Genomic DNA, 21,248 nt, shown 5'->3' on the forward strand with positions numbered 1-21,248 from the left:
GCCTTGATTTTCCTGACTATTTTGTAAATCTCTATCAAGTTAAGAAAACGGAGAATCATCTGAGAAAAATGGTTTTCGCTGTCAAATCGCTGACATTGTCACCCTGAGGGTTCAGCCTTCCGTTCCAATGATTTTTTCATAAATATGGCTACCATTTCATCTATAGCAGTAATGATAACACTATTTTCTTATTAGATTATTTATATTATAGCGTGTATGAGGTCGGATGTCGATGGTTTTTTGACCATAATTTACTCTAATTTCCCATTGTTTCAAACAAAATAGTATATTTATATAATCACGTTCTTTCTTGAACAATTTCACTTTATATCATTGAATCCTTTCATTTTTCATATCTACTAATGAGCAGATATGCCGCTCCTATCACAATAGTTGCATATATCAACAATATTCCAATGGTCTCTATAACATCCATTTTAATTTTTAAGAGAGAATTTTCAAACACAAATATTAGAATAGAACAAACGGTCAAGAAAGTTCCAAAGTTCTCAACTCCTTTTGAATTGAGATGCTTGTCTAATTTGTCAGTTCCTAAAACTATACCTGCAAGAATCAAACATCCCAATATATATATTGCATTTACACCTAATGGTAATTCATATAGAAAATATTCAAAAAGATCCTTGATAATTGTAATGATTACGATAACTCCTGCTACAAAAGATGCCTTCACAGACCAAAATTGTAGTTTTTCTCGTTGTTTCTTTTTTTCCCTATTTATTTTTGTGTTATTTCCCATGTTTCTTAATACTTTCCTCTCATAAAATTATATTTATTCCAATAATCCCTATATCATAGCCTATTCACATATTCGCTTATAATTTTTATTCTGAAAACATTGATTTTATCTCATCATCCGATATAGGTTCTGCTGTGAATATATTTTCTCTATTTATTTCTTTATCACTAGGTACCTTATTCCAAATAATCTCACAATACTCTTTTGCAGCACTTGTATACTCATACACATTCCCACCTGATCCTTCTTCTGTTGCCCATGCAAGTCCAGAATATATTATCCATCCCTGTGCTAATAATCCTTCTTCTTCCATTTTTGTTATGTAAAATGTATCATTGATAATGTGCCTAGACATATATATTAAATCTTGGAGCATTGTGTTAGCCGTCATAATTACATATCTTCGGAATTTATCATCATCTATTTTTTCATCTATTTTTGCTTCCCACAATAACGAAAAAACATCTATTTTATTTAGGTCTTCAACTCTGCTTATCACATCTAATATAAACGCTGACTCCTTATTAAATTTCTTCTTAGATATTTTCTGAATGTATTTTTTTCTCTTTTTCTCCGGTATTTTCCCAACTCCCAAACACAATCTTTCAAACTTTCTTAAAAACAATTTGTCTGGAATACTTGCTACAGCTTTTATTCCTTTATATAATTTAGATATTTTTTCACATGTGTCATCCACAATTTCTGCATAATCCATTACAGTATTAAAAAAAGCAGAATTTTCTACAGCTTCATAAGCTGACTGTGCCAATCCAAATAATGATGCTAAAATTTCATCAAGCTCGTTTATGTCACTATTGTCTGCTTCTATTAGTTCATTTGAATTATCTTCCATATAACTTACCTCACATACTAATTTTATTATATCCCATTATGTAATAAGCCTACATAATCTACAATCCGATCATAACTAATTATTTTAACCCCAATATCTTGCATTTCACCTCTTAATTGATTACTTAGCTCATCCATCCTATCCCTTCTGCTAACAACAAGACAATATCTAAATCCCCATGATGGTACATTGTTTGAAATATCTTTAATGCCCTCAGAATTAAGAAAATATCCTCTATTTTGTTCAATCCATCTTTTCCAATCTCTAATCTGATTAAGTCCTTTCCGAACCTTATCTGTTTCGGCATTTGATGTTTTTAATCTGTAATCCACATTTACATCCTCGAACTCAACGAATACAAATTGATATCCCAATGAATTCTTTCCAATCAGTAAATAATCAAGACGGTATTCTGCACCCAGTTGGTATTCCGGCACCACGCAAGAAAAATGATGCCCAAAATCATACGCTTTCAATATTGATAAAGGTATAAACCACTTTTCATTATTTTTTATATAAGTCTGTATATCATTTTCTCTCTTTGATGTATTGATAGCATCCAAGAATTCTTGTGCTTCCTTTTTACAATCTAATGAACGATAATCACTCATTTCATAAACATAAAAATTCTTTGGTAACCTGTTAATCTGCAATTCATCCACAATTTACCTCCATATTCATATGTTAACTTTTTACTATATTATCACACAATCGCACTCAAATGTATAATTCTGTCATTACTTCCACATCTCAGATATTATTCTCTCTTCGCGCTCACGTTCCTCAACATACTTCCAAAAGTCTTCCAATATTTTTTTACTGATTTTTCTGGTAACGGTAATGGCTGAGGTTCCAGTTCATCCAATCTTTTCAATAATCTTATCACTTCCTCTGTGTCAAACTGATCATCCTCTGCCTCCATCGTATAATAATCAAGCCTTTCATGTAATAATCTGATTTCTTCATCCCTGTTCATATCCAAAAATTTTCCTTCACTTTCTACATGACATTTTTTGACAAAATCTTACAAATTTTGTTAAATTTTTCAAAGACATTTTCAAACAAACGCAAAACGACGATACCTCATGGATTTCTCTTCCCATACAGTACCGTCCTATATCAATCATTATCACTTCATTGTCTTTGCCAGGGAAGTAAGCAATGCTGCCATTTCCGGATTTGCCAGTACCTTCATCAAAAGCTCTGCATCCACTCCGTCTGGCACTTCAATCTTCCTGCTGTCTCCTTTGTCCTCCTTCATTTTCGGATTCAGATTTTCCTTATTATAAAAAGCATTCTCCATAATCTCTGCATTTTTTCTTCTATCCTCGTCTATGATATGACCATACACTTCTGTTACCATATCCGCCTGTGCATGTCCGGAATCTCCCTGGACTGCCTTGATATCTCCACCACTCAATTTCAGTTTGTACGTTACACTGGTATGACGCAGACTGTGAAACACTACATCTGGAAGTCCCAGTTCGTCAATGATATCCTGCATTTTATTTCTCAGATAACTGTCTCCGATCGGCAGCCCGAAGATAGTTGCCATTACAAGGTTGTAATCATGATACTCATTTCCCAAAGCAGCCTTTATTTCATCCTGTTCCTGCTTCAATTCTATAAGATATTGTGCGACATATCTTGGAATGAATACTTTTCGTGCACTGCTTCCGTCATACCCGCCGGCTTTGCTGCATCCTGTCTGGATATATATTCTTTTATTTCTACAGGCTCCTGATGCCTTATTCATAATATATTTTATTTACACTAGTTTAATGACATAGTGTCCTATTACAAACTCTGGAAAAATAATAAACTACCTTCAACTAACGGCCAATCTATATTTAGACCAGTCCCTCTTTTAAAAGCTTCATCTGGATATACAAAACCTAGTTTTTTCAAATATGCCATTTCTGCTTGAAATGGTCTTCTTGTTCCTCCAGCTCTCTGCGTTGTTTTTTTATACATATGAAGTTGATTTGTAAGTATATCATCTAACCAATCCAAATAATCTTGTGACTTAAATTCTATTTTATTTCCTGAGTTTAATCTTTTTATTTTAGTAAAATCATCAAAACTCTTCGAAAATCTTTGTTGAGAATATTTGTATGCTGTATAAAGAAATACATCAAACTGTCCTACTTGTAAGCTAACGGCTCTTAAAATATTCATTGGTTCATCACTATATGGAGCATTTCCAGCCTTTTCACATGCATTAACGTATTTATATCCATAATCTGTCAATAACCCATCCTCGTCCAGTAATCCAATTTGATATAACCCTGAATCAATTACCTCACGATAGCTATGTGCATCTTTCCTTACTTTACTTACATACTCATCCCATGCATCATCTTCTGTAAAACCTGTTCCACTATTTAATTTATTGACAAGTTTAGCTTTTATTGAATCTACTCTTCCTGAAAACAGTTTTTGATTTGTAGAAGAATCAATTCTTATTTTAGTTTCAATATCATTAACTAAATACGGAGATTTAGAATTATAAATTGGTATGAGCTTATCCCAGAAATAATAGTTAAACCAAACATATCTCCAGGCCTTGTCCGACATTGAATCTCCAGGCGTATTAGATAAATACATACATGGATCGGCTGTTGGATCCATTCTTTTGACTGCTGCAATGACTTCTTTTGGAAATACATATTTCGATTTATCTTCTCCAACCGAAGAAATAATCTTTACACCTTGACAATATCTAAAAAAAGCATCTGGATGACTCATTCCTTCACGTACATGCGCCCATATTGTACTAATCTGTCCAGATAATTTTTTTGAGCTAATTGATCTATGTACAACTGTTTTAGATAAATCAATATCTCTAACGCACGTTAATTTCTTATTAAACGGTCTTGTGCTTGCCATATCAGGAGTATCGTACATATAAACCGTAATCGGTGCATCTGGGGCCGTAGTTTCTATGATATTTTTAACATGTGTACCTGGATTGGCATGACTAACATAGCTTTTAGGAATACATATAACTGATGCATCATATCCTTTTTCAATATATGCTAAAGATTGCCCTACTGCAGTTAATATACCATGCACGCCTTCATTTGGTCTCTTATATTCAAAAGCAATAGAAACATCACTAACTGTTGGTTTTGAATTTGTTGCTTGTATAAGCCCATCAGCCAATGGCCATACAGTACTACCTTCTCGTCCAGCACTTAATTTCCATGTACCCCCCGCTGTTAATGTACCAAAAAATAGTCCTGCTTTGCTCTGAATAATATCAGCAATTTCACCTGATGCATATGCTGCTTCGCTATCATGACTCATAATCTGCTCCTTCCTCAAGATACTGGTATATCTTTCTTAAAAACGGTTCCGCCATTTTCGGTGGTACTGCATTTCCAACTTGAATACACTGTTCTTGTCTTGTTCCAAAAAATTCATGTGTATCTGGAAATGTTTGAATTCGTGCAGCTTCTCTTGCTGTTAACGTTCTATTTAATGTAGGATGAACTGGAAATGCATTATGTCCTGGTACCATGGTAGTTGAGGGTTTATTCCTATCCAACCTTTTATATACATGGCTGTAATTAGATACTTTTCCAGTCTTTGAATCTCTTCTTGTTGCAACAGCAAGTTCAGGTGGTAAGTCATCTAAATTTAACTTGCATCCTTCTTTTATATAACCATATCTAGCAGCTACAATAGGTTTATGTTGCAGCGGAACATGATTAGGTATCTCATTCTCTTTCCCAACCAAATCCATAATAGCATCCCCTACTGTTCTATACGTGGGTAGTTTTCCAGATTCTACAGAAAAATGCGTTGGCTCAGGTGGAATAAAATCTATTCCCAACCTATTACCAATCATAAACATCCTATATCTTTCTTGCGGAACTCCATAATCTGCAGCACACACTATCGCACACCATATATTGCTATATCCAAGTTTTTCAAACTCCTTTTTTACATTCTCAACAAATAGACCATTGTCAAGATTTGTGAATCCCTTAACATTCTCCATAAAGAAAAACTTTGGTCTAGTTTCTTTTACTACTCTAATATATTGATACACCAAAAAGTTTCTTGGATCTTGCTTAGGATCATACCCTTGTGTATTAACAAATCGTCTTTTTCCAAAAATTGAAAATCCCTGACAAGGAGGTCCTCCCTCAACAAGATCTATTTCCTGTCCCTTTACATATTCGTTAATAACTTCCTTTGTTAAATTATTAATATCATCTGTAACTATAGGAATGTCCGGGAAATTAAAATGATGAGTTTTAGCAAATACTGGATTTACCTCATTTGACAAAACTATATTAAATCCACTATCACTAGTAGCTCGTGTTAATCCTCCCGCACCAGAAAATAAATCAATCGCATTCATATATTCCTAATTCCTTTGCTTTTTCTATTTGCTTTTTAATAAAATCACCTAGTTTATGTGAAAACAATGGTGGTACAGCATTTCCCACTTGATGCCCCTGCTGCCTACGATTTCCCTCAAATATTACCCAATCTGGGAATGTCTGAATTCTTGCAGCTTCTCTTACCGTCAAACTTCTATGTAAAGTAGGATGAATTGGAAAAGCATCATTTCCAGGAACCATAGTTAATGCTGGTCTATTAGGATCAAGTCTCTTAAATGTATTTCCAAAATTTTTTCTATAGAGTTCTGGCGGCAATTTATCTTCTGGTAATCTACCTCCTTGAGGAATTAATTTATATCTTTCGATATTTTTTTCCGTATGTTTCAAAGCTACATGATTAAATGCAGGATTATCAGGCATATTAACTAAGTCACTCAAAACAGATCCACAATCTGTCCATCCTGGCAGATTATCTTCTGGATTATCTGAATGATCTGGTTCAGGAAAGGAAACCGGTAAACCAACTCTATTTCCAATAATAATTACCCTATTTCTAATTTCTGGTACTCCATAATCCGCCATATTTATAAGCTTATATTCTGCATTATATCCAGCTTCGTGAAGTGTCTTCATTACATTATCTAAATATGCCCCCTTATCTAGGGTAAGAATTCCTTTTACATTTTCCATTACAATAAATTTTGGTTTTAATTCTTTAATTAGATTTGCATACACTAAAACCAATTCATTTCTTGAATCATGTGCATACCTTTTATTTGGATCAGATGATGCTCTATGCCCGATAGTAGAAAATCCCTGACAAGGAGGTCCACCTATCACAACATCCAAACTTTCTCCGCCTAAATATTGTCGTATCTGATCAACTGTAACATCTCTTATGTCTCCATTAATCATTGGTATATGAGGGAAATTACGCTTATGCGTTTTCTCCACCAAATCGTTATTATCGATGCATAATTTTACATCATAGCCAGACTCTTCAAAACCTAAATGTAATCCCCCTGCACCTGAAAATAAATCAATTGCTGTGAGTTTCTTTTCCATTATTATTTATATTCTCCTCATCTATCATTTCCATAATATCGCCAACATCACAATTCAAGGCTTTACAAATTTTGGAAATGCTTTCCATTGCTACAAATTCATCTCTTCCTAATTTTGCAAGCACATTACTACTAATACCGGCTCTTGATATTAAGTCTGTCCTTTTTAATCCCATATCAAGCAAACGTTTCCACAATTTTACATATCTAACCGTCATTCTTTCCTCCTAAGTGATTGAGCAGACATATATATTTAGTATACTATATCGTCATCCATATGTCCAATTAATATCACGAAAAGCTGATATTAAATCATATTTAACTTAATCTCCTTAATTCAGTTTTCATTTTCTCATTTCATCAAGCCATATATAACCATTTGTATCAATAGATAAAATAATCATTCACAAAAGCTGATATTTCACTAAAATTTTGAATATGCACGACTCCTAAATCTTCCATTTCACCTATGTCCTCACTTTTAACATTCAATTCTGGTTGCAATCTATCAATTAAGAAAATGATGCCTTTATTTGTTTTATTTCATCATCCATAAAATTCCTCCACTTTTCCAGCAATACGAACTTATGTTTTAATTATAATTGTTGCTTCGCAAGTTAGCAAGCAGTGCCCTCGTACGTACGTGAGAGCATTTTGCTTGTTGGAGGCACATCCCCAATCCCCTTAGAATGTCATCTTCGATGCCAAGCTGTGCACTCACTTTGTGAGTGCTGATACATTCCTGCTTTGCCGGAATTGCAAAAAAGCGGGCAACCACCAATTTTCATTTTAATGATTGCCCGTAAGTTTATCTCTGCTGCTGTCGTTTCTTTTTTAGGTCTTCCTCCTGATTCCATATCTGCTGTGCAGCATAGAAGGATTCCACATTTTGCTTCGCAATCTGATAATCCCGCATCTCTTTTTTTATTTTTTGTACTCGCTGTAAGCTGCTTTTTTCTCAGAAAGCAGTCGTGCAAATTCTCCATTCAGATCTCTTACCTTCGGAATTTTCCCGTCCGGAAGTTTTGAAAATGCTTCCTTTGCTGCCTTGTGAAGAATGATTTTATCACGATGCGCCTCATGGAATTTTTTGCTGTAACCGGATTTACGATACGCAATGTATGTATCTCTGGTCTTTGCATAATTGATAATATGAGTTTTGAGGACCTTGTTGCCACGATAAATGCGTGCTTCCCTTTAGTGAATCTCATGCATGAGTACTTCCGCATCTTCGATTACCTTATAGGTCTTTACCAGATCCATGATCATCTCTTCAATCTCACTCATAAATTCCGTATCCTGAAAATCCCCCTTCTCCACATCAAGAAGTTTCTGCTCCAACTCTGCTGTCATGGATGGTGACTGGATCTGTTCGGGCATGACCGTAATTAGGGCTACTCCCTTATGAGTCGGCATAAGATACTTTGTTTTCTTATTACCTTTTCTCTCTACAAATCCGATACGCACCAGCTTTTCAATGGTTGCTGCCCTTGTCGCTGATGTTCCGATTCCTTTACGCTCTGCTTCATCCGGCATCTTGTCAGCTCCGGCACGTTCCATTGCTGAAAGAAGGCTGTCCTCTGATACGTTTTGTCAAGGGTGTTTAAGAACTTTTTTCGCTGTCATTCAAAATCAGACGCTTGATTTTGTCGCTCATGGTTTCTTTGCTCGTTTCACTGAAATGGATTTTGACGCGGTAGGTGGTCTTTCCGATTTTCTTTATCATTACAGGTGGCGCGGCTTCCTTTACGGTCAGAGGGGAAGCGGTTGCGGGGGTGCTGCGGTTGCTGGTGTCGTTGTTCATAGGCTCTCCTTTCCATGAGAAAAGCCCCATGCGGTCATACATGGGGCGGTGGTTTTGAGGTTGAAGTGGCGAAGTGGCAAAGTGGCAAGGTATCTGGGTTTTGCCACTTGGATTTTGCCAGTTCACTTTTTTAGGGCGTGATACCATGCTGCGCCGATACGCTTTGAAGTAATGCACCCGTCAAGGTTTTTCTTTGCCGCCCGGACAGTACGGGCAGAAATCCCCGCGTCGGCTGCGGCTTTCTCTATATCCTCGCTGGCAAGCTCTTTTCCGTCTGCCAGTAGGTCAAGTATCAGCTTTTCAGCCTGTTCGGTTTTGGTGGCGTTGTTGCCGCCCGCGCCGGACAGCAACTCGTCGGCGGTTATATCATATTCGCCTATCCACTCAAAGCCTGTTTCCGGGTCAAGGCAAAAGGCTACGGGCTTTCCCTCCGGCGCAAGGGAAGATTTGTCGTGAATGATAACGCGCACATTCGGCTCACGCTTTACGCGCCCAATAAGAAGCACGCTCCGGGCGGCTGCGCGGAAGTCAATAGAACCTAAACCCCGGTATGCGCTCTGCCCTCCGGCAGCTTTGTTGAGATGTCCGATAAGGATAACGGCGCACCCGGTACGCTCGGCAACATCGGCAAGGCGGCGGAACATGGGGCGCACTTCGTTTGCCCGGTTCATGTCGGTTTTTTCGCCCATGTACGCCTGTATGGGATCAAGGATAATCAGCCGCGCCCCGTTCTGCGTGATTGCCTTTTCTATGCGCTCGTCGGAGAGGGTAAGCTCCCGTTTGGCTTCATCAATCACAAGTACGCGGTCAAGGTCGGCTTCTGCTTCCATCAAGCGGGGTTTGACGGTATCGCCCAAACCGTCTTCGGCGGTCTGGTAAATCACTTGGAATGGCGGTAAGGGCTTCATTCCCGGCAGCGTTCCCCCGGTGGTGCAGGCGGCGGCAAGGCGTAGGGCAAAAGTGGTCTTGCCCTCGCCGGGATTGCCTTGCACAATGGTTACTTTCCCAAAGGGGATATACGGCTCCCATAGCCATTCAACGGTCTGCGTGTCCACCTCGCTCATGCGGATAATCTCAACGGTTTCTTCCTGCGGCGGCTCTTTCAAGCCGTAAATCGCTTCCCGGATATACTTCCCGTCCGCGATTTCTGCCCGGTGCTGCAATACCTCATTCCAGTCCTTGTAAAGCGGCACAAGGCGGTGGACGGTCAAGCACTCCGGCATAAGCTCCGCAAGGCGGCTGCAAGCGTCGTTTCCGGCGTTGTCGTTGTCAAGGCAGAGGTACACGGTCTTGATGTTCGGACGGTCAGAGAGAAAGCGCAACAAGGCTTTTTCTCCCACGCCGCCCAACGCCAGATAGCTTTGCTTCTGCCAGTCCTTTTTGAACAGGCAGAGGAAAGATAAGAGGTCTATCGGGGCTTCAAAGACAAACAACCTTTCGCCCTCGCCACGGTAGCAGAAGTTAAAGGCTTTGTCGCTGCCTTTCACATCAAGCCGGAAGTTTCCCGCCGTTCCCTTGCTGTGGGCGCAGTGCGGTATTCCGTCCTCGTCCCGCCCCACGAATACGGCGTTGTGGTGGGCGGCTTCCTCGTAAATATCCCCGGTGGCAAAGAAAAAGCCCGTCACATCTTCATCAATGCGGCGGGCGGCTGTGAGGTAGTTCCTCGCTATGCGGTTGTCGGTGCTGCGGGGTGGCAGTCGGAAGTCAGAGAGGGGCGCGGGGCTTGGTCTGTCCAGCGGTTGGGCTGCGCCTTTTTCTCCTGTCAGCATTTCAACGGCTTCGGTAAAGCTCTTTCCGTAAAACTCCATGACAAAATCAATGGGTGCGCCGCCCTTGCTCTGGCTGTGGCGATACCATTTGTTTCCCCGGACGGTCAGGCTGTCGTGCCGCTTCCAGCGGTACTCATTCCCGGCGCGGGTAAGCTGCTCGCCCTGTGATTGCAGGAAAGAAACAAGGTCGGCTTGGTTGGCGCGGTCTATCTGTTCTTGGGTGTAATACATGGTTGATACCTCGCTTTCTGTGGTTGAATTGTTCATAGGTTTTGAGTATAATGAAATCGACAAATTGGAATTTGTGGGAGGAGACTCTAATATGGGATTATTTGGTAAGAAGAAAGATGAGTTTATAAAAATAAAGGTTGAAAATCTAATTGATTGGAAAGAACCAAACGGAGAAGGTTGTATTGTATCAGATAAGATAACTAAAGAAGGATACAAAGTTGGATATATGTATAGAGAACAACCAGATGAAGGAAGACCAGATAGCGGTTGGAGATTTATGGCTGGTAATGAAGATGATGAATATATGAATAATCCAAATAATCATCATATTTTTGCTGTCAATACACTTTGTAATTATGATAAAGACATTATTCCTTATTTGCATTCAGAAATTGGAAGTACTTATATAAGAGTCGATAGTAATAAAATGAAAATTGACGATGGCACAAAACCAATATTTATAGAAAAGCAAAATTAAGAAAAATGACAACTCCCAGTTTGTAAGTCTTAATATGATAATTAAATTATAGAAAGACAAGTAGAAAAACATGAACAACGTAATTATTGTATTTAAAGATGGTGAATTAAAACTCGAAGTTAACGTAAGAGATAACAGGGAATCTATTTGGTTAAGCCATCAACAAATTGCCGAACTATTTGATTGTGACGTGAAAACCATCAACAAACATATTAGTAATGTTTTGAAAGAAAAATTAAATGAACAAGTTGTTGTCGCAAAATTTGAGTCCACCACTAAGCACGGAGCTATTGCAAGGTACAGAAAGTGAGAAAATAATACCTATTATGGATAAAAGAATTTTAAAAACAAAAGAAAAACTTCAATCGGCATTAAGAATACTTCTAGAGAAAAAAGATGTAAGTGATATTACTGTAAGTAGTCTATGTGAAGTAGCGAATATCAACAGGAGTACATTTTATGTTTATTACAGTAATATACAAGATTGTTTTGAGGAAATTACAGATTCTATTATGGATGAAATGCGAACTTTATTACAAAACAATCTAAATCCAAGCCAAGAAGGTTTTCTTTTAGTGTATTTTAGAACTGCGCGAAAGTATAAAAATGTATTTTTAGCTATACACAGGCAAGGTGTTCACAATTCTACGATTCAAAAGATGGTGGATATTAATAACGATTGGCTCCACGGAGAATTATTTATACCAACCAGTAGCAATCGTTTAGAATATAATTTTATATTTTCGGGATTTTATGGAATGGTAGAAATGTGGCTACAAAATGGTTGTAAAGAGTCTGACGAGCAACTTATCAATATATTAAAAAAATTTTATGTAGTAAACCGCTAGATATCCAACATAATGTCTTTAATTGTCGAGATACTGTACTTGAATCATGCTAAAATGTGAATTGTAAAAGCATGATTTTTTATTATATCAAGGAGATTAGGACAATGAATAAAAAGTATGAAGCACTATTTACGCCATTTTTTATTGGAACTTGCGAAATTAAAAATAGAGTAGTTATTCCAGCTATGGAAGGTACCAATATTATAGAAAATATGATGGGACCTAAATTCAACGAAAAGTCAAAACAATACTACATTGAACGAGCAAACAATGATGTAGGTCTTTTCATCCCAGGGATGATTCCAGTTTATTCTATGATGGGAGGTAAATGGTTGCACAAAAATCCTAAAGTATTTGCGCAAGCAAAACCAGTCATTGACGAGATTCACGCAAACGGATCTAAAATATTCTTCCAACTTGGCGCAGGTTTTGCGGGAAGAAATTACACAATACCAGATAAACTGCTAAAGATGGCAGATAATAAAGCTTTTAAGAAACTTACTAATCCATTCTTGCACTTAAACGAAATGATGGTTGCCCCTGACGAAGGACTTCCTATGGTTTGGGCACCACAACTCACAACTCGCCAAATTACAGAAAAAGAAATTGCTGATTATATTGAGGGATATGCAAAATCTGCAAAGTTATGTAAAGATATTGGCGTTGACGGGGTAGAAGTTCATGCTGTTCATGAAGGCTATCTTATGGATCAATTTACAACTAAGTATACAAATCACAGAGCTGATAAATATGGTGGTTCTTTTGAAAACCGTTATCGTTTTGCAGTGGAAGTTGTAAAAGCAATTAAAAAAGAATGTGGTGATGATTATCCGGTTATGTTACGCTACTCAGTTACTAGTAAAGTAATAGATTTTAAAGTAGGAGCAGTTCCTGGTGAAGAATTTAATGAGATTGGTCGTGATATGCAAGAGAGTGAAAAGGCAGCTAAATATTTACAAGATGCAGGCTATGATGCATTAAATGCTGATAATGGTACTTATGATTCTTGGTATTGGGCTCACCCACCGGTTTATATGCCATTAAATTGTAACCTAAAAGAAGTTGAACATATCAAAAAATATGTGGACATTCCAGTTATTTGTGCAGGACGTATGCAAGCAGATGTTGCAGCAGAATCTATTGCATCAGGAAATATAGATGCAGTAGCTATAGGTAGACAGTTTATCTGTGATGGTGAATACTTGACTAAATTAAAAGAAGGCAGAGAAGAAGATATCAGACCTTGTATCTCTTGTCATAATGCATGTCTCCCATTAGCATACTATAAAAACTCAGGTGTAGTACTGGATTTAAAAGATATGGAAACACAAGGACATTGTGCATTAAATCCAGTAGCTTTCGAAGAAGATAAATATCAGATAAAGAAAGTAGCTAATCCAAAGAAAGTTGTTATCATCGGCGGTGGCATTGGAGGCATGGAAACAGCTAGACTTTGCGCAATGATGGGTCATAAAGTTGATTTATATGAAAAAACAGATAGATTAGGTGGGGTATTTATTGCCGCAGCTGCTCCAGAATTCAAGGAAAAAGATAAAGATTTGATTAAATGGTATTGTACACAAATCGCAAAACTTCCAATATCTGTACATTTAAATACTGAAGTTAAAGATATATCTAAACTAGATGCAGACGAGATTGTCATTGCTACAGGATCCAAAGTAAGAAAGTTACCAATCATTGGTTTCGAAAAAGGTGTTGAAGCAGTAGATTTTTTACTAGGTAATAAAGAGGTTGGCGAAACAGTCGCTGTAATTGGTGGCGGATTGACTGGCTGTGAAATCGCTTATGATTTAGCACGAAAAGGTAAAAAACCATTTATTGTTGAAATGGCTGATGACCTTATCAAATCAGCTGGTATTTGTGCAGCAAATTCTAGTTGTCTAAAAGATTACTTGCGTTTTTATAAGGTTCCTGTATACTTAGAAAGCTCTTTAAAAGAAATCAAAGATAATGGTGTAATAATTCAAACTGCAGATAGAATTAAGGAGATTAATTGCGAATCAGTCATTTTATCTGTTGGATATACACCAAATCCATTATGCGAAAAATCTGAACATATTCATGTAATCGGAGATGCTGCAAAAGTAGGAAATTTAAAAACTGTAATTTGGGGAGCTTACGATTTAGCATTTTCATTATAGATGAAGAAAATATACATCTAGAAAAATCAGAAGTTGGAGGATACACGCATGAAAATTGTAATCATTAATGGAAGTGCCAGAAAAGGAAACACACTGACAGCAATCAATGCATTTATAAAAGGAGCATCAGAAAAGAATGAAATTGAAATCATTGAACCTGACAAACTCAACATTGCACCATGCAAGGGATGTGGTGTCTGTCAATGCTCTAAGGGATGCGTCGATAAGGATGATACAAATCCTACAATTGATAAAATTGCTGCCGCAGATATGATTCTTTTTGCTACACCAGTTTATTGGTGGGGAATGTCAGCACAATTGAAACTTATCATTGATAAGTGCTACTGCCGTGGATTGCAGTTAAAAAATAAAAAAGTTGGCACGATTGTTGTAGGCGGTTCTCCCGTAGACAGTATCCAGTATGAGCTGATTGATAAGCAGTTTGACTGTATGGCAAAATATCTTTCATGGGATATGCTTTTCAAAAAATCATATTACGCAACAGCCAGAGATGAACTTGAAAAAAACAAGGATTCCATGAACGAACTTGAGGGGATCGGAAAAAATTTATAAAGCACGTTCCAAATGCCAGTTTATCAAAAAGCATTTAGGGCGGACAAGCAAAATGGCTTGCCCGTCCTTTCCTTTATCGCTCCTGTTCGTGCCGCTTGGTGCGGTTCTGTGTCTGTTCCGGCTGGTCGGCGCGGAGTGCAATATCCACACATCTGCGGATTTTTTGAAGCTCGGAAACATCGGCGCGGGTCTCTTTCAGTTTGCTATAATCGCTGTCCCTCTGTGTTTTGAGGTCAGCATATTCCTGTTCCCATTCCGCAATAGGCAAGGTCTTTGTTCCTTTCGGCAGATTTGCATGGAGATAGCGGCTTGCTGCGTTCCATAGGGTCAGCTCGGCGCGGTGGGCTTCCTCGTACTTGTCGTGCTTGTTTGTCCAGCCGTTTTGCAGCTTTTTCAGTTCATCGTGAATGGGCTTGTACTCTGTGTAGTTCTTCCCGTATTCAATTAGCTTTTGTAGCTTCTTCATGCGTTCCTCGGCGGTTTTCATTCCTGCCCGGATTGAATAGGCTTTATCACTGACAGAGGAAAGGGAAGCGTCCAGCTCGTCAAGATTAGAGATACCATGCTCGGAAAGATAGTTGACCGCCGCCGCTATGGTTTTCAGTTCATCGGCTGTGTGCTGTTGTTGCCAACGCTGCGAATACTTCCGGCTCTTTTCTCTCTGAACGCTCAAATACTTCATCAGCAGATTTGCAAGGCCGGGGGATTGTTGCGGCTGCTTCGGGGCGGTTTCCCGCGCTTTGAACAGGTCGGCAATCCATTCCTTGAGCTTGCCAATCTGCGCCCGGATTTCCCGGATAAGGCGGTTTGTCTTTTGGATACTGCGGTTCAGTTCGCCTTTCTCGGTGGCGATACCTTTCTTCTCCATCTGGCAAGCCGCCACGCCCATGTGGACGGTGGGTATCTCGTCTATGCCGCGCTCGGCGTTGCTGCGGTGGTCGATACGCTCCGGGCTTCCGTTCCTCTCCAAAAAGTTGTTGGTAAAGTCAGCCCACGCCTTGTGCCACAAGAGGGTGTTGTCCTTGTCGTTCCAGCCTGTAAGGTCAACTTTGCGCGTCTTATATCTGCCGCTTGGCAAGCGGATACGCTCGCCGTTTTCATCAAGGTCATATTCCTTTTTGGATTTCGCCGCCCACGCGCCGCGCTCGTCAAGGGGGCGCATGGTAAGCATAATATGACAATGGGGGTTGCCGCTGTTGGTGTCGTAGATAACAAAATCCACACACATTCCTCTGGAAACAAATTGAGAGGAACAGTATTCCCGGACAAGCCGGATCTGTTCCTCTCTGGATAATTCTATGGGGAGCGCCGCGTCAATCTCTCTGGCAAGCTGGGCGTTCCCGGCTTTCTCGTAAAGCTCCACGCTGTTCCACAAGGTTGAACGGTCAGAGAATGAGGGTGGCGCGTGGGGCGGCAGCATGATCTCTGTATGGACAACGCCGCCTTTGCGGGTGTAGTCATGGGTCATTCCGTCCCATTCGTTTGTCAGCTTTTCACCGCTTCGGTAGGCGGCTGCGGCAACAGCTGATTTGCCTTTTCCTCGGCTCACAATGCCGATGTTCCAATGGTAAATGGCTATGGGTATCACCTCCCGGATAGGATAATAAAACCCTCAAAAATGGTACAGACGCCAACGGCGGGTGTGCTGTTTTTGTGGGTGTGCAGGGATAGCCGCAAAGCGGCGCAAGGGGTGCAGCCCCTTGTTGCGGCAAAGCCGCCATATCGGAGTGCGGGGAAATCTCCCTGTGCGGAGACAAGCCCTCGGCAGAGCGCACACGCCCGTAAGGGTGTATAAGTGCGCCCTTAGTTCCTAAGGGATTTTCAGCTTGTCGCTCCCTCTGCTCGTTTTTTCAGATATTCCCGCGCTGGTTCACTCGTCAAGGCAAGCCGGAGAAGTGCTGTGGCTTCCTCGTCGGTCATGCCCTTTGCTTCCGGCACAATGCTTTCAAAGACCGCGCCTCGGACGATAAGGCGGTGGCTGCGCGTTCTGCGTTCCTCTTTGGATAACTTCTGACGCAACATCTTTTCCCGATTTTCAAACTGCCGGATTTTCTTCTTTCCGTCCTCGATCTCGGCTTGCAGCTCCTCGCGGGTTTTCTCTCTTGGCTTTGTCATGGTTGGTCGCTCCTTTCTGTCCGTAGACATAGAAAAAGGACAGTCGATTTGCTCGGCTGTCCTGATGGTAGTATTAAATTTTCATGGGGTTATCCGTTGAAAGAACTTAGGTCAAGCGCACCATTATTTATCAGCTCTTGGATAATGGTAGCCAAATCGTTTTTCACACTTTCGCTTTCAGTTTTTGCACCCGCATTTTCAACATATACGGTGCTATCTCCCAACTTAAAGGTCGCATAGTAAATTACATTCTGTTCTCCCACGCTGTTCCGGTCTGTTACAAAATATCCTGCCGTCACGCTTGTGCCATTTACTTCGCTACTTTCTTCACTTCCTACAATCTTCGTATCAAGTAGTGCTATATCCGTTGTAGATATTACCACTTTGGCATTTTCGATTTTTCCCTCAAAACCAATCAATTCTTTGTTGCTGTCGGAAACAGTATCATCAACACGAAAAACTGCATGAGCTGTAACGGTCAAGTTTGGAAAAAGAGAGGCAGCTTCCGTTTCCGTAAGTTGCCTTGTTGTTATAGTCCCGTCAATGTCAATGCTTGAGCCAGCAGTTTTCGATTTTACAAAGATGATTTCATTTCCGTTGTCCAAAGTGGCAATGTCAGTTTTGTTCCCGAACAATCCACTTTGAAATACGCCTACGCCTAAAACAGCAATTACTGCAAAGCAAGCCGCCATAGCTCCCCACTTAACCCAACCGGGTTTCTTTGCTTTCTTTTTGTAGTTAAGGGCTTCATCAACATATTTCGTATCAAGTTCACTCATAGCGTCGGAAAACTTTTTTGCGTTCATACGAATACCTCTCTTTCAATCAAATATTGCTTCATCTTCTCGCGGATACGGGTCAGCCGGACAGAAATGTTTTTTTCTGAAAGCCCCATAAACTCGGCTATGTCCTTATAGCTGTCGGAAAACCAATAGCGGCGCATGAAAATAACGCGGTTTTCGGTAGTCAGCGTGTCTAAAAATGCTTCAATGATACGGGCCAACTCTTTGGCTTCGATTTCTGCTTCTACTGTATTCGGAGCTGCTATACAGGCTTCAATTTCTTCCAAAGCAATCGTGTAATGGCTGCTCCGTTTGGCTGCTTCCTTTCTCCAATAGATTTTGAGTGAAATGTTCCGAACGATTTTAACAAGATAAGATAGCAGCGGGTTAGGTCGTGCCGGGGGAATGGCGTTCCATGCGCCTAAATAAGCGTCGTTTACACATTCCTCCGCGTCTTGTCTGCTGCCTACGATATGGTAGGAAAGATTGTGGCAGACCTTTCCGTATTTTATATCCAGCTCTCGTATGCCTTGTTCTGAACGTCCAAAAAACATTTCTATGATTTTTTCGTCGTCTATCATCTCACCGCCTCCTTTCGGGCTTCACCTATGTACTACGGTTTCAGCGGCAAATACTACATCTAATCCGAAACTTTTTCAAAAAAATTATAGCACATCTTTTTGAATAGGGTGTGTCAAGTTGCCGGAATGTTTCTTTGCCGCTTTGCTGGCGGCGTTCCTCCGTTCTTCGCTGTATGGGGCGGTCAGACGGAAAGAGAAACGCCCCTTGCAGATTTCAAACTCCATGCAGCCCGTGTCCGGGTCTGCGTCGGTCTGGCGGCACTGGTCAGGGTGAGCTACGGCGTAGGCGGTCAGCCTGTTCTTGAGGTCGGTGTTGTGGGTACGGATATGGATAATCGGGTTTTTCTCGTCAAACCAAATATCGGTGGTCTTTTCCTGCTTGGTAAGCCCTGTTCTCATAAACTCTCCTTTCTGCGCCCCTGTTACGCAATAGGGGCATTTTTCGGGTGTTTTTCCCGGCTCTTGACTTGGGGAAAATGAGGATTTTCAAATAGAAAACGCTCCGGCGATACATTCCTCGTCCAGAGCGTTTCTATCGTGAAATATGGGATTTTTCCGGCTCTTGACGCTCATACATAGATAAGCTCAAACTTGACGATTTCCTCCGCTTGCGCCTTGCAGGTGTTCATCAGCCCCACCCATTGCATGGGGTCTGCGGCTTTCAGTTCCTCGGTTGCACCCGCACCCTCGGCAAGCTGCGGGATAATGAGGTCAAGGCGGCGACGGACGGCGGCTTCAATCTCGGCGCAATGCTCATAGAGGGTTTCGCTTGCGACAAGGGCGTTGTAGAGATCGGGGCGGTAGCCCTCAAGATAGGCTTTCCGCAAGTGTCCATAATACCCGATATAGGGCGGTCTGGCGGGTGAAGTAGTACCGTTGTCAATCAATCTTCTCATGCGCTCTTTTCTCCTTTCTCGTCTGCGACAGGGGGAAGTTTATGGGGCTTTTGCTCCTGCTCCCGTTCCCGCTGTTCTCTCCATTCTCTGCGTTTTTTCTCCATATAGCGGCGGTTGTATTCGGCTTTTTTTGCTCTGCGCCGTTCCTGCTCTGCCAATGCCGCTTTTTCTTCCTCTGTCAGTACGATTTCCTCATGGGGGATTTCTACCTTGCCGACAAAGTTAAAGAAAATCTCAACCTCCTGTGTGCGGCTCGCCCCTTTTCCCTCGGCTTGGTGGACAAGGATTTTTTCAACAAATTCATTTATCATGGCGGGGGTAAGCTCGGAAAAATCCGTATATTTTTTGACAAGGGCAAGGAATTTTTCAGCGTTGACGGTTTCCCGGCTTATACGGTCAAGCTCCTGCTCGTCTTGGGTAACGCTCTCGGTTAAACTCTCTAACTCCGCTTCAAAATCATGCAGCATTTGTTCAAAGAGCTTATCGGAAAGTCTGCCGTTTACATTGTCCTCATAGAGCTTGCGGATTAAGCGGCTCAATTCGTCGGCTCGTTTCTCGCTGCGCTGTTTTCTCTGCCGGATTGCCTTTGCCGCTTTCGCCTGCCGCTCGCTGGAAGCAGAGCAGACCTGCTCCATAAATGCCGCTTCATTGTTCAGCGCGTAGTCGCATACTTCCTTGATAGCTTCGAGCAGAAGCTCATTTACAACGGCTGTGCGGATAAGGTGCGTCATGCAATATCTATCATAGTGCTGGTTGCCTAAATCATAACGGGAACAGTTGTACTCGTCGCGTTCTGGACGCTTCCTGCCGTTGGGTCGCCCCGCCCAGTCCCGCGCCAGTCCAGCCCCGCCCCTGTGGTTATACATCTTAGCCCCGCAATCCGCGCAAAACATCAAGCCCGTTAAAGGATTTGCCGCGCCTATGGTGTCCGTCCGGCGTATTGTTTTTCGTAAGCTCTGGACGCGCTCCCATGTTTCCTTGTCAATAATGGCTTCCTGCGTATTTTCAAAAATGACTAAATCCTCTTTGGGTGTCGTTCTGGAGCGTTTGTCTTTGTAGCTTTCTTTATAGGTACGGAAGTTTACTGTATGCCCCATATACTCCGGCTTGGACAGAATATCGGCAACTGTGCCGCCGCGCCATGTGTACCGTTCAGCGGGGTTAAAATTAGACTGATGTTTTCCCACTATAAAGTTATACTTAAGTATGTACAATAAATATTAAATAAGAATGTACAAATGTTATGATATGTGAGTTGCAAGGAGGAACTCATAATGATATTAATAAATCAAATCATAACAGATATAAGAATAGAAAGTGTCAATGACCTGTACAAGTTAAAACCATTTTTGGAGGATGGCACATTGAAGATTAATAAAAGTCAAATAGCTGGAGAATTGGAGGTAGATAGGCGGACTGTTGATAAATATATAAATAGATATACAAAGCCAGAAACAAGAAACTGTGATGACTGTATTACACCTTTTTATGACATTATTACAGAGTTATTATCAGATAAAAATCAGCAGGTATTCTACTACAGAAAAGTATTATGGCAGTATCTGGTTGATAATCATGGCTTTAAAGGTGTTTATTGTAACTTCTGTCATTATCTCAGGAAATATACTGAATTCGATTCATATTTCAGAAAAAGCAGACCATCAAATACCAATAAGGTTACTGTCAGATATGAAACTCCCATGGGTAAACAGGCTCAGCTTGATTGGAAAGAATCTATTCCGTTTATTCTTTCTTCAGGTGAAATTATAGAAGTGAATATTTTTGTCCTGTTGCTTTCATATTCAAGATTCAGAGTATACAGGGTTTCACTTTCTAAAACACAGGATATACTCTTTTCGTTTCTTGATGATGCATTTGAAACACTTGGTGGCATTCCGGATGAAATAGTTACAGATAACATGAAGACTGTTATGGATGAAGCCAGAACAGAATATTATGCCGGTAAAGTTAATAACA

The 21,248-nt window shown here is 40.5% G+C and carries 24 protein-coding genes and 2 pseudogenes; 6 read left to right on the top strand and 20 right to left on the bottom strand.

Features of this window, described 5'->3' with window-relative positions; genetic code table 11:
• Positions 1-343: 343 nt before the first annotated feature.
• The 13 genes and pseudogenes from H8S01_RS12515 to H8S01_RS12575 form a co-directional block, all read right to left on the bottom strand.
• Complete coding sequence (locus H8S01_RS12515; protein ID WP_186837394.1) at positions 344-760, bottom strand: hypothetical protein; 417 nt, start codon at positions 758-760, stop codon at positions 344-346.
• A gap of 85 nt (positions 761-845) precedes the next feature.
• Positions 846-1,613, bottom strand: coding sequence for a hypothetical protein (locus tag H8S01_RS12520; protein ID WP_186837395.1), 768 nt, complete (start codon positions 1,611-1,613; stop codon positions 846-848).
• A gap of 26 nt (positions 1,614-1,639) precedes the next feature.
• The gene (locus H8S01_RS12525; RefSeq protein ID WP_186837396.1) at positions 1,640-2,275 is read right to left on the bottom strand and encodes a Shedu anti-phage system protein SduA domain-containing protein; all 636 of its coding nucleotides are present in this window, start codon (positions 2,273-2,275) and stop codon (positions 1,640-1,642) included.
• 95 nt (positions 2,276-2,370) lie between these two features.
• Positions 2,371-2,589 (bottom strand): histidinol dehydrogenase, encoded by a 219-nt coding sequence (locus tag H8S01_RS12530; RefSeq protein ID WP_243204375.1) that lies wholly within the window; start codon positions 2,587-2,589, stop codon positions 2,371-2,373.
• A gap of 153 nt (positions 2,590-2,742) precedes the next feature.
• The gene (locus H8S01_RS12535) at positions 2,743-3,369 is read right to left on the bottom strand and encodes a site-specific integrase (protein WP_186837397.1); all 627 of its coding nucleotides are present in this window, start codon (positions 3,367-3,369) and stop codon (positions 2,743-2,745) included.
• A 41-nt stretch (positions 3,370-3,410) separates the two neighbouring features.
• Positions 3,411-4,922 (bottom strand): hypothetical protein, encoded by a 1,512-nt coding sequence (locus H8S01_RS12540; protein WP_186837398.1) that lies wholly within the window; start codon positions 4,920-4,922, stop codon positions 3,411-3,413.
• Positions 4,912-5,985: a DNA cytosine methyltransferase gene (locus H8S01_RS12545; protein WP_186837399.1), complete on the bottom strand. Its 1,074-nt coding sequence runs from the start codon at positions 5,983-5,985 to the stop codon at positions 4,912-4,914. The genes H8S01_RS12540 and H8S01_RS12545 overlap by 11 nt, the downstream gene beginning before the upstream one ends.
• Complete coding sequence (locus tag H8S01_RS12550) at positions 5,972-7,033, bottom strand: DNA cytosine methyltransferase (protein WP_186837400.1); 1,062 nt, start codon at positions 7,031-7,033, stop codon at positions 5,972-5,974. The genes H8S01_RS12545 and H8S01_RS12550 overlap by 14 nt, the downstream gene beginning before the upstream one ends.
• Positions 7,008-7,250 (bottom strand): helix-turn-helix domain-containing protein, encoded by a 243-nt coding sequence (locus H8S01_RS12555; RefSeq protein WP_186837401.1) that lies wholly within the window; start codon positions 7,248-7,250, stop codon positions 7,008-7,010. The genes H8S01_RS12550 and H8S01_RS12555 overlap by 26 nt, the downstream gene beginning before the upstream one ends.
• 474 nt (positions 7,251-7,724) lie before the next feature.
• Positions 7,725-8,018, bottom strand: a complete 294-nt coding sequence (locus H8S01_RS12560; protein ID WP_186837402.1) for a hypothetical protein — start codon at positions 8,016-8,018, stop codon at positions 7,725-7,727.
• Positions 8,019-8,229: 211 nt separating this feature from the next.
• Positions 8,230-8,607, bottom strand: a pseudogene (locus H8S01_RS12565) (DNA topoisomerase); the annotation flags it as partial.
• Between the two features lie 28 nt (positions 8,608-8,635).
• A complete protein-coding gene (locus H8S01_RS12570; RefSeq protein WP_022473970.1) occupies positions 8,636-8,836 on the bottom strand; it encodes a transposon-encoded TnpW family protein in 201 nt (66 codons plus the stop codon).
• A 122-nt stretch (positions 8,837-8,958) separates the two neighbouring features.
• Positions 8,959-10,836 (bottom strand): AAA family ATPase, encoded by a 1,878-nt coding sequence (locus tag H8S01_RS12575; RefSeq protein WP_186837403.1) that lies wholly within the window; start codon positions 10,834-10,836, stop codon positions 8,959-8,961.
• 91 nt (positions 10,837-10,927) lie between these two features.
• On the opposite strand from H8S01_RS12575, the gene H8S01_RS12580 reads away from it, so the two are divergent.
• The 5 genes from H8S01_RS12580 to H8S01_RS12600 all read left to right on the top strand — a co-directional run bounded on the left by H8S01_RS12580 (position 10,928) and on the right by H8S01_RS12600 (position 14,897).
• Positions 10,928-11,314 (top strand): DUF2185 domain-containing protein, encoded by a 387-nt coding sequence (locus tag H8S01_RS12580; protein ID WP_186837404.1) that lies wholly within the window; start codon positions 10,928-10,930, stop codon positions 11,312-11,314.
• Between the two features lie 70 nt (positions 11,315-11,384).
• Complete coding sequence (locus H8S01_RS12585; RefSeq protein ID WP_151199238.1) at positions 11,385-11,624, top strand: hypothetical protein; 240 nt, start codon at positions 11,385-11,387, stop codon at positions 11,622-11,624.
• Positions 11,625-11,640: 16 nt separating this feature from the next.
• Entirely contained in the window at positions 11,641-12,162 is a 522-nt protein-coding gene (locus tag H8S01_RS12590) for a TetR-like C-terminal domain-containing protein (RefSeq protein WP_151199237.1), read from the top strand.
• Positions 12,163-12,266: 104 nt separating this feature from the next.
• Positions 12,267-14,324, top strand: coding sequence for an FAD-dependent oxidoreductase (locus H8S01_RS12595; RefSeq protein WP_151199236.1), 2,058 nt, complete (start codon positions 12,267-12,269; stop codon positions 14,322-14,324).
• Positions 14,325-14,372: 48 nt separating this feature from the next.
• On the top strand, positions 14,373-14,897 hold the full coding sequence (locus tag H8S01_RS12600; protein ID WP_008119059.1) for a flavodoxin family protein: 525 nt from the start codon (positions 14,373-14,375) through the stop codon (positions 14,895-14,897).
• 73 nt (positions 14,898-14,970) lie between these two features.
• Here H8S01_RS12600 and mobQ read toward each other — a convergent pair whose 3' ends face one another.
• The 7 genes from mobQ to H8S01_RS12635 all read right to left on the bottom strand — a co-directional run bounded on the left by mobQ (position 14,971) and on the right by H8S01_RS12635 (position 20,458).
• Entirely contained in the window at positions 14,971-16,485 is a 1,515-nt protein-coding gene (mobQ, locus tag H8S01_RS12605; RefSeq protein WP_186837405.1) for a MobQ family relaxase, read from the bottom strand.
• A gap of 233 nt (positions 16,486-16,718) precedes the next feature.
• Positions 16,719-17,012 carry a DUF3847 domain-containing protein gene (locus tag H8S01_RS12610; RefSeq protein WP_186837406.1) on the bottom strand — a complete coding sequence of 98 codons (294 nt, stop codon included), beginning with the start codon at positions 17,010-17,012 and terminating at the stop codon, positions 16,719-16,721.
• Positions 17,013-17,101: 89 nt separating this feature from the next.
• Positions 17,102-17,818: a hypothetical protein gene (locus tag H8S01_RS12615; RefSeq protein WP_186837407.1), complete on the bottom strand. Its 717-nt coding sequence runs from the start codon at positions 17,816-17,818 to the stop codon at positions 17,102-17,104.
• The gene (locus tag H8S01_RS12620) at positions 17,815-18,375 is read right to left on the bottom strand and encodes an RNA polymerase sigma factor (protein ID WP_005922902.1); all 561 of its coding nucleotides are present in this window, start codon (positions 18,373-18,375) and stop codon (positions 17,815-17,817) included. The genes H8S01_RS12615 and H8S01_RS12620 overlap by 4 nt, the downstream gene beginning before the upstream one ends.
• 84 nt (positions 18,376-18,459) lie before the next feature.
• Positions 18,460-18,774, bottom strand: coding sequence for a hypothetical protein (locus H8S01_RS12625; protein ID WP_005922904.1), 315 nt, complete (start codon positions 18,772-18,774; stop codon positions 18,460-18,462).
• A 170-nt stretch (positions 18,775-18,944) separates the two neighbouring features.
• Positions 18,945-19,271, bottom strand: a complete 327-nt coding sequence (locus H8S01_RS12630) for a TnpV protein (protein WP_186837408.1) — start codon at positions 19,269-19,271, stop codon at positions 18,945-18,947.
• Entirely contained in the window at positions 19,268-20,458 is a 1,191-nt protein-coding gene (locus tag H8S01_RS12635) for a DUF4368 domain-containing protein (protein WP_330605617.1), read from the bottom strand. Before H8S01_RS12635 ends, H8S01_RS12630 begins: the two co-directional genes overlap by 4 nt.
• An 87-nt stretch (positions 20,459-20,545) precedes the next feature.
• On the opposite strand from H8S01_RS12635, the pseudogene H8S01_RS12640 reads away from it, so the two are divergent.
• Positions 20,546-21,248, top strand: a pseudogene (locus H8S01_RS12640) (IS21 family transposase); the annotation flags it as partial.

It is taken from the genome of Lachnospira hominis (ex Liu et al. 2021) (assembly GCF_014287955.1).
GTDB classification, from domain to species: Bacteria; Bacillota; Clostridia; order Lachnospirales; family Lachnospiraceae; genus Lachnospira; species Lachnospira hominis.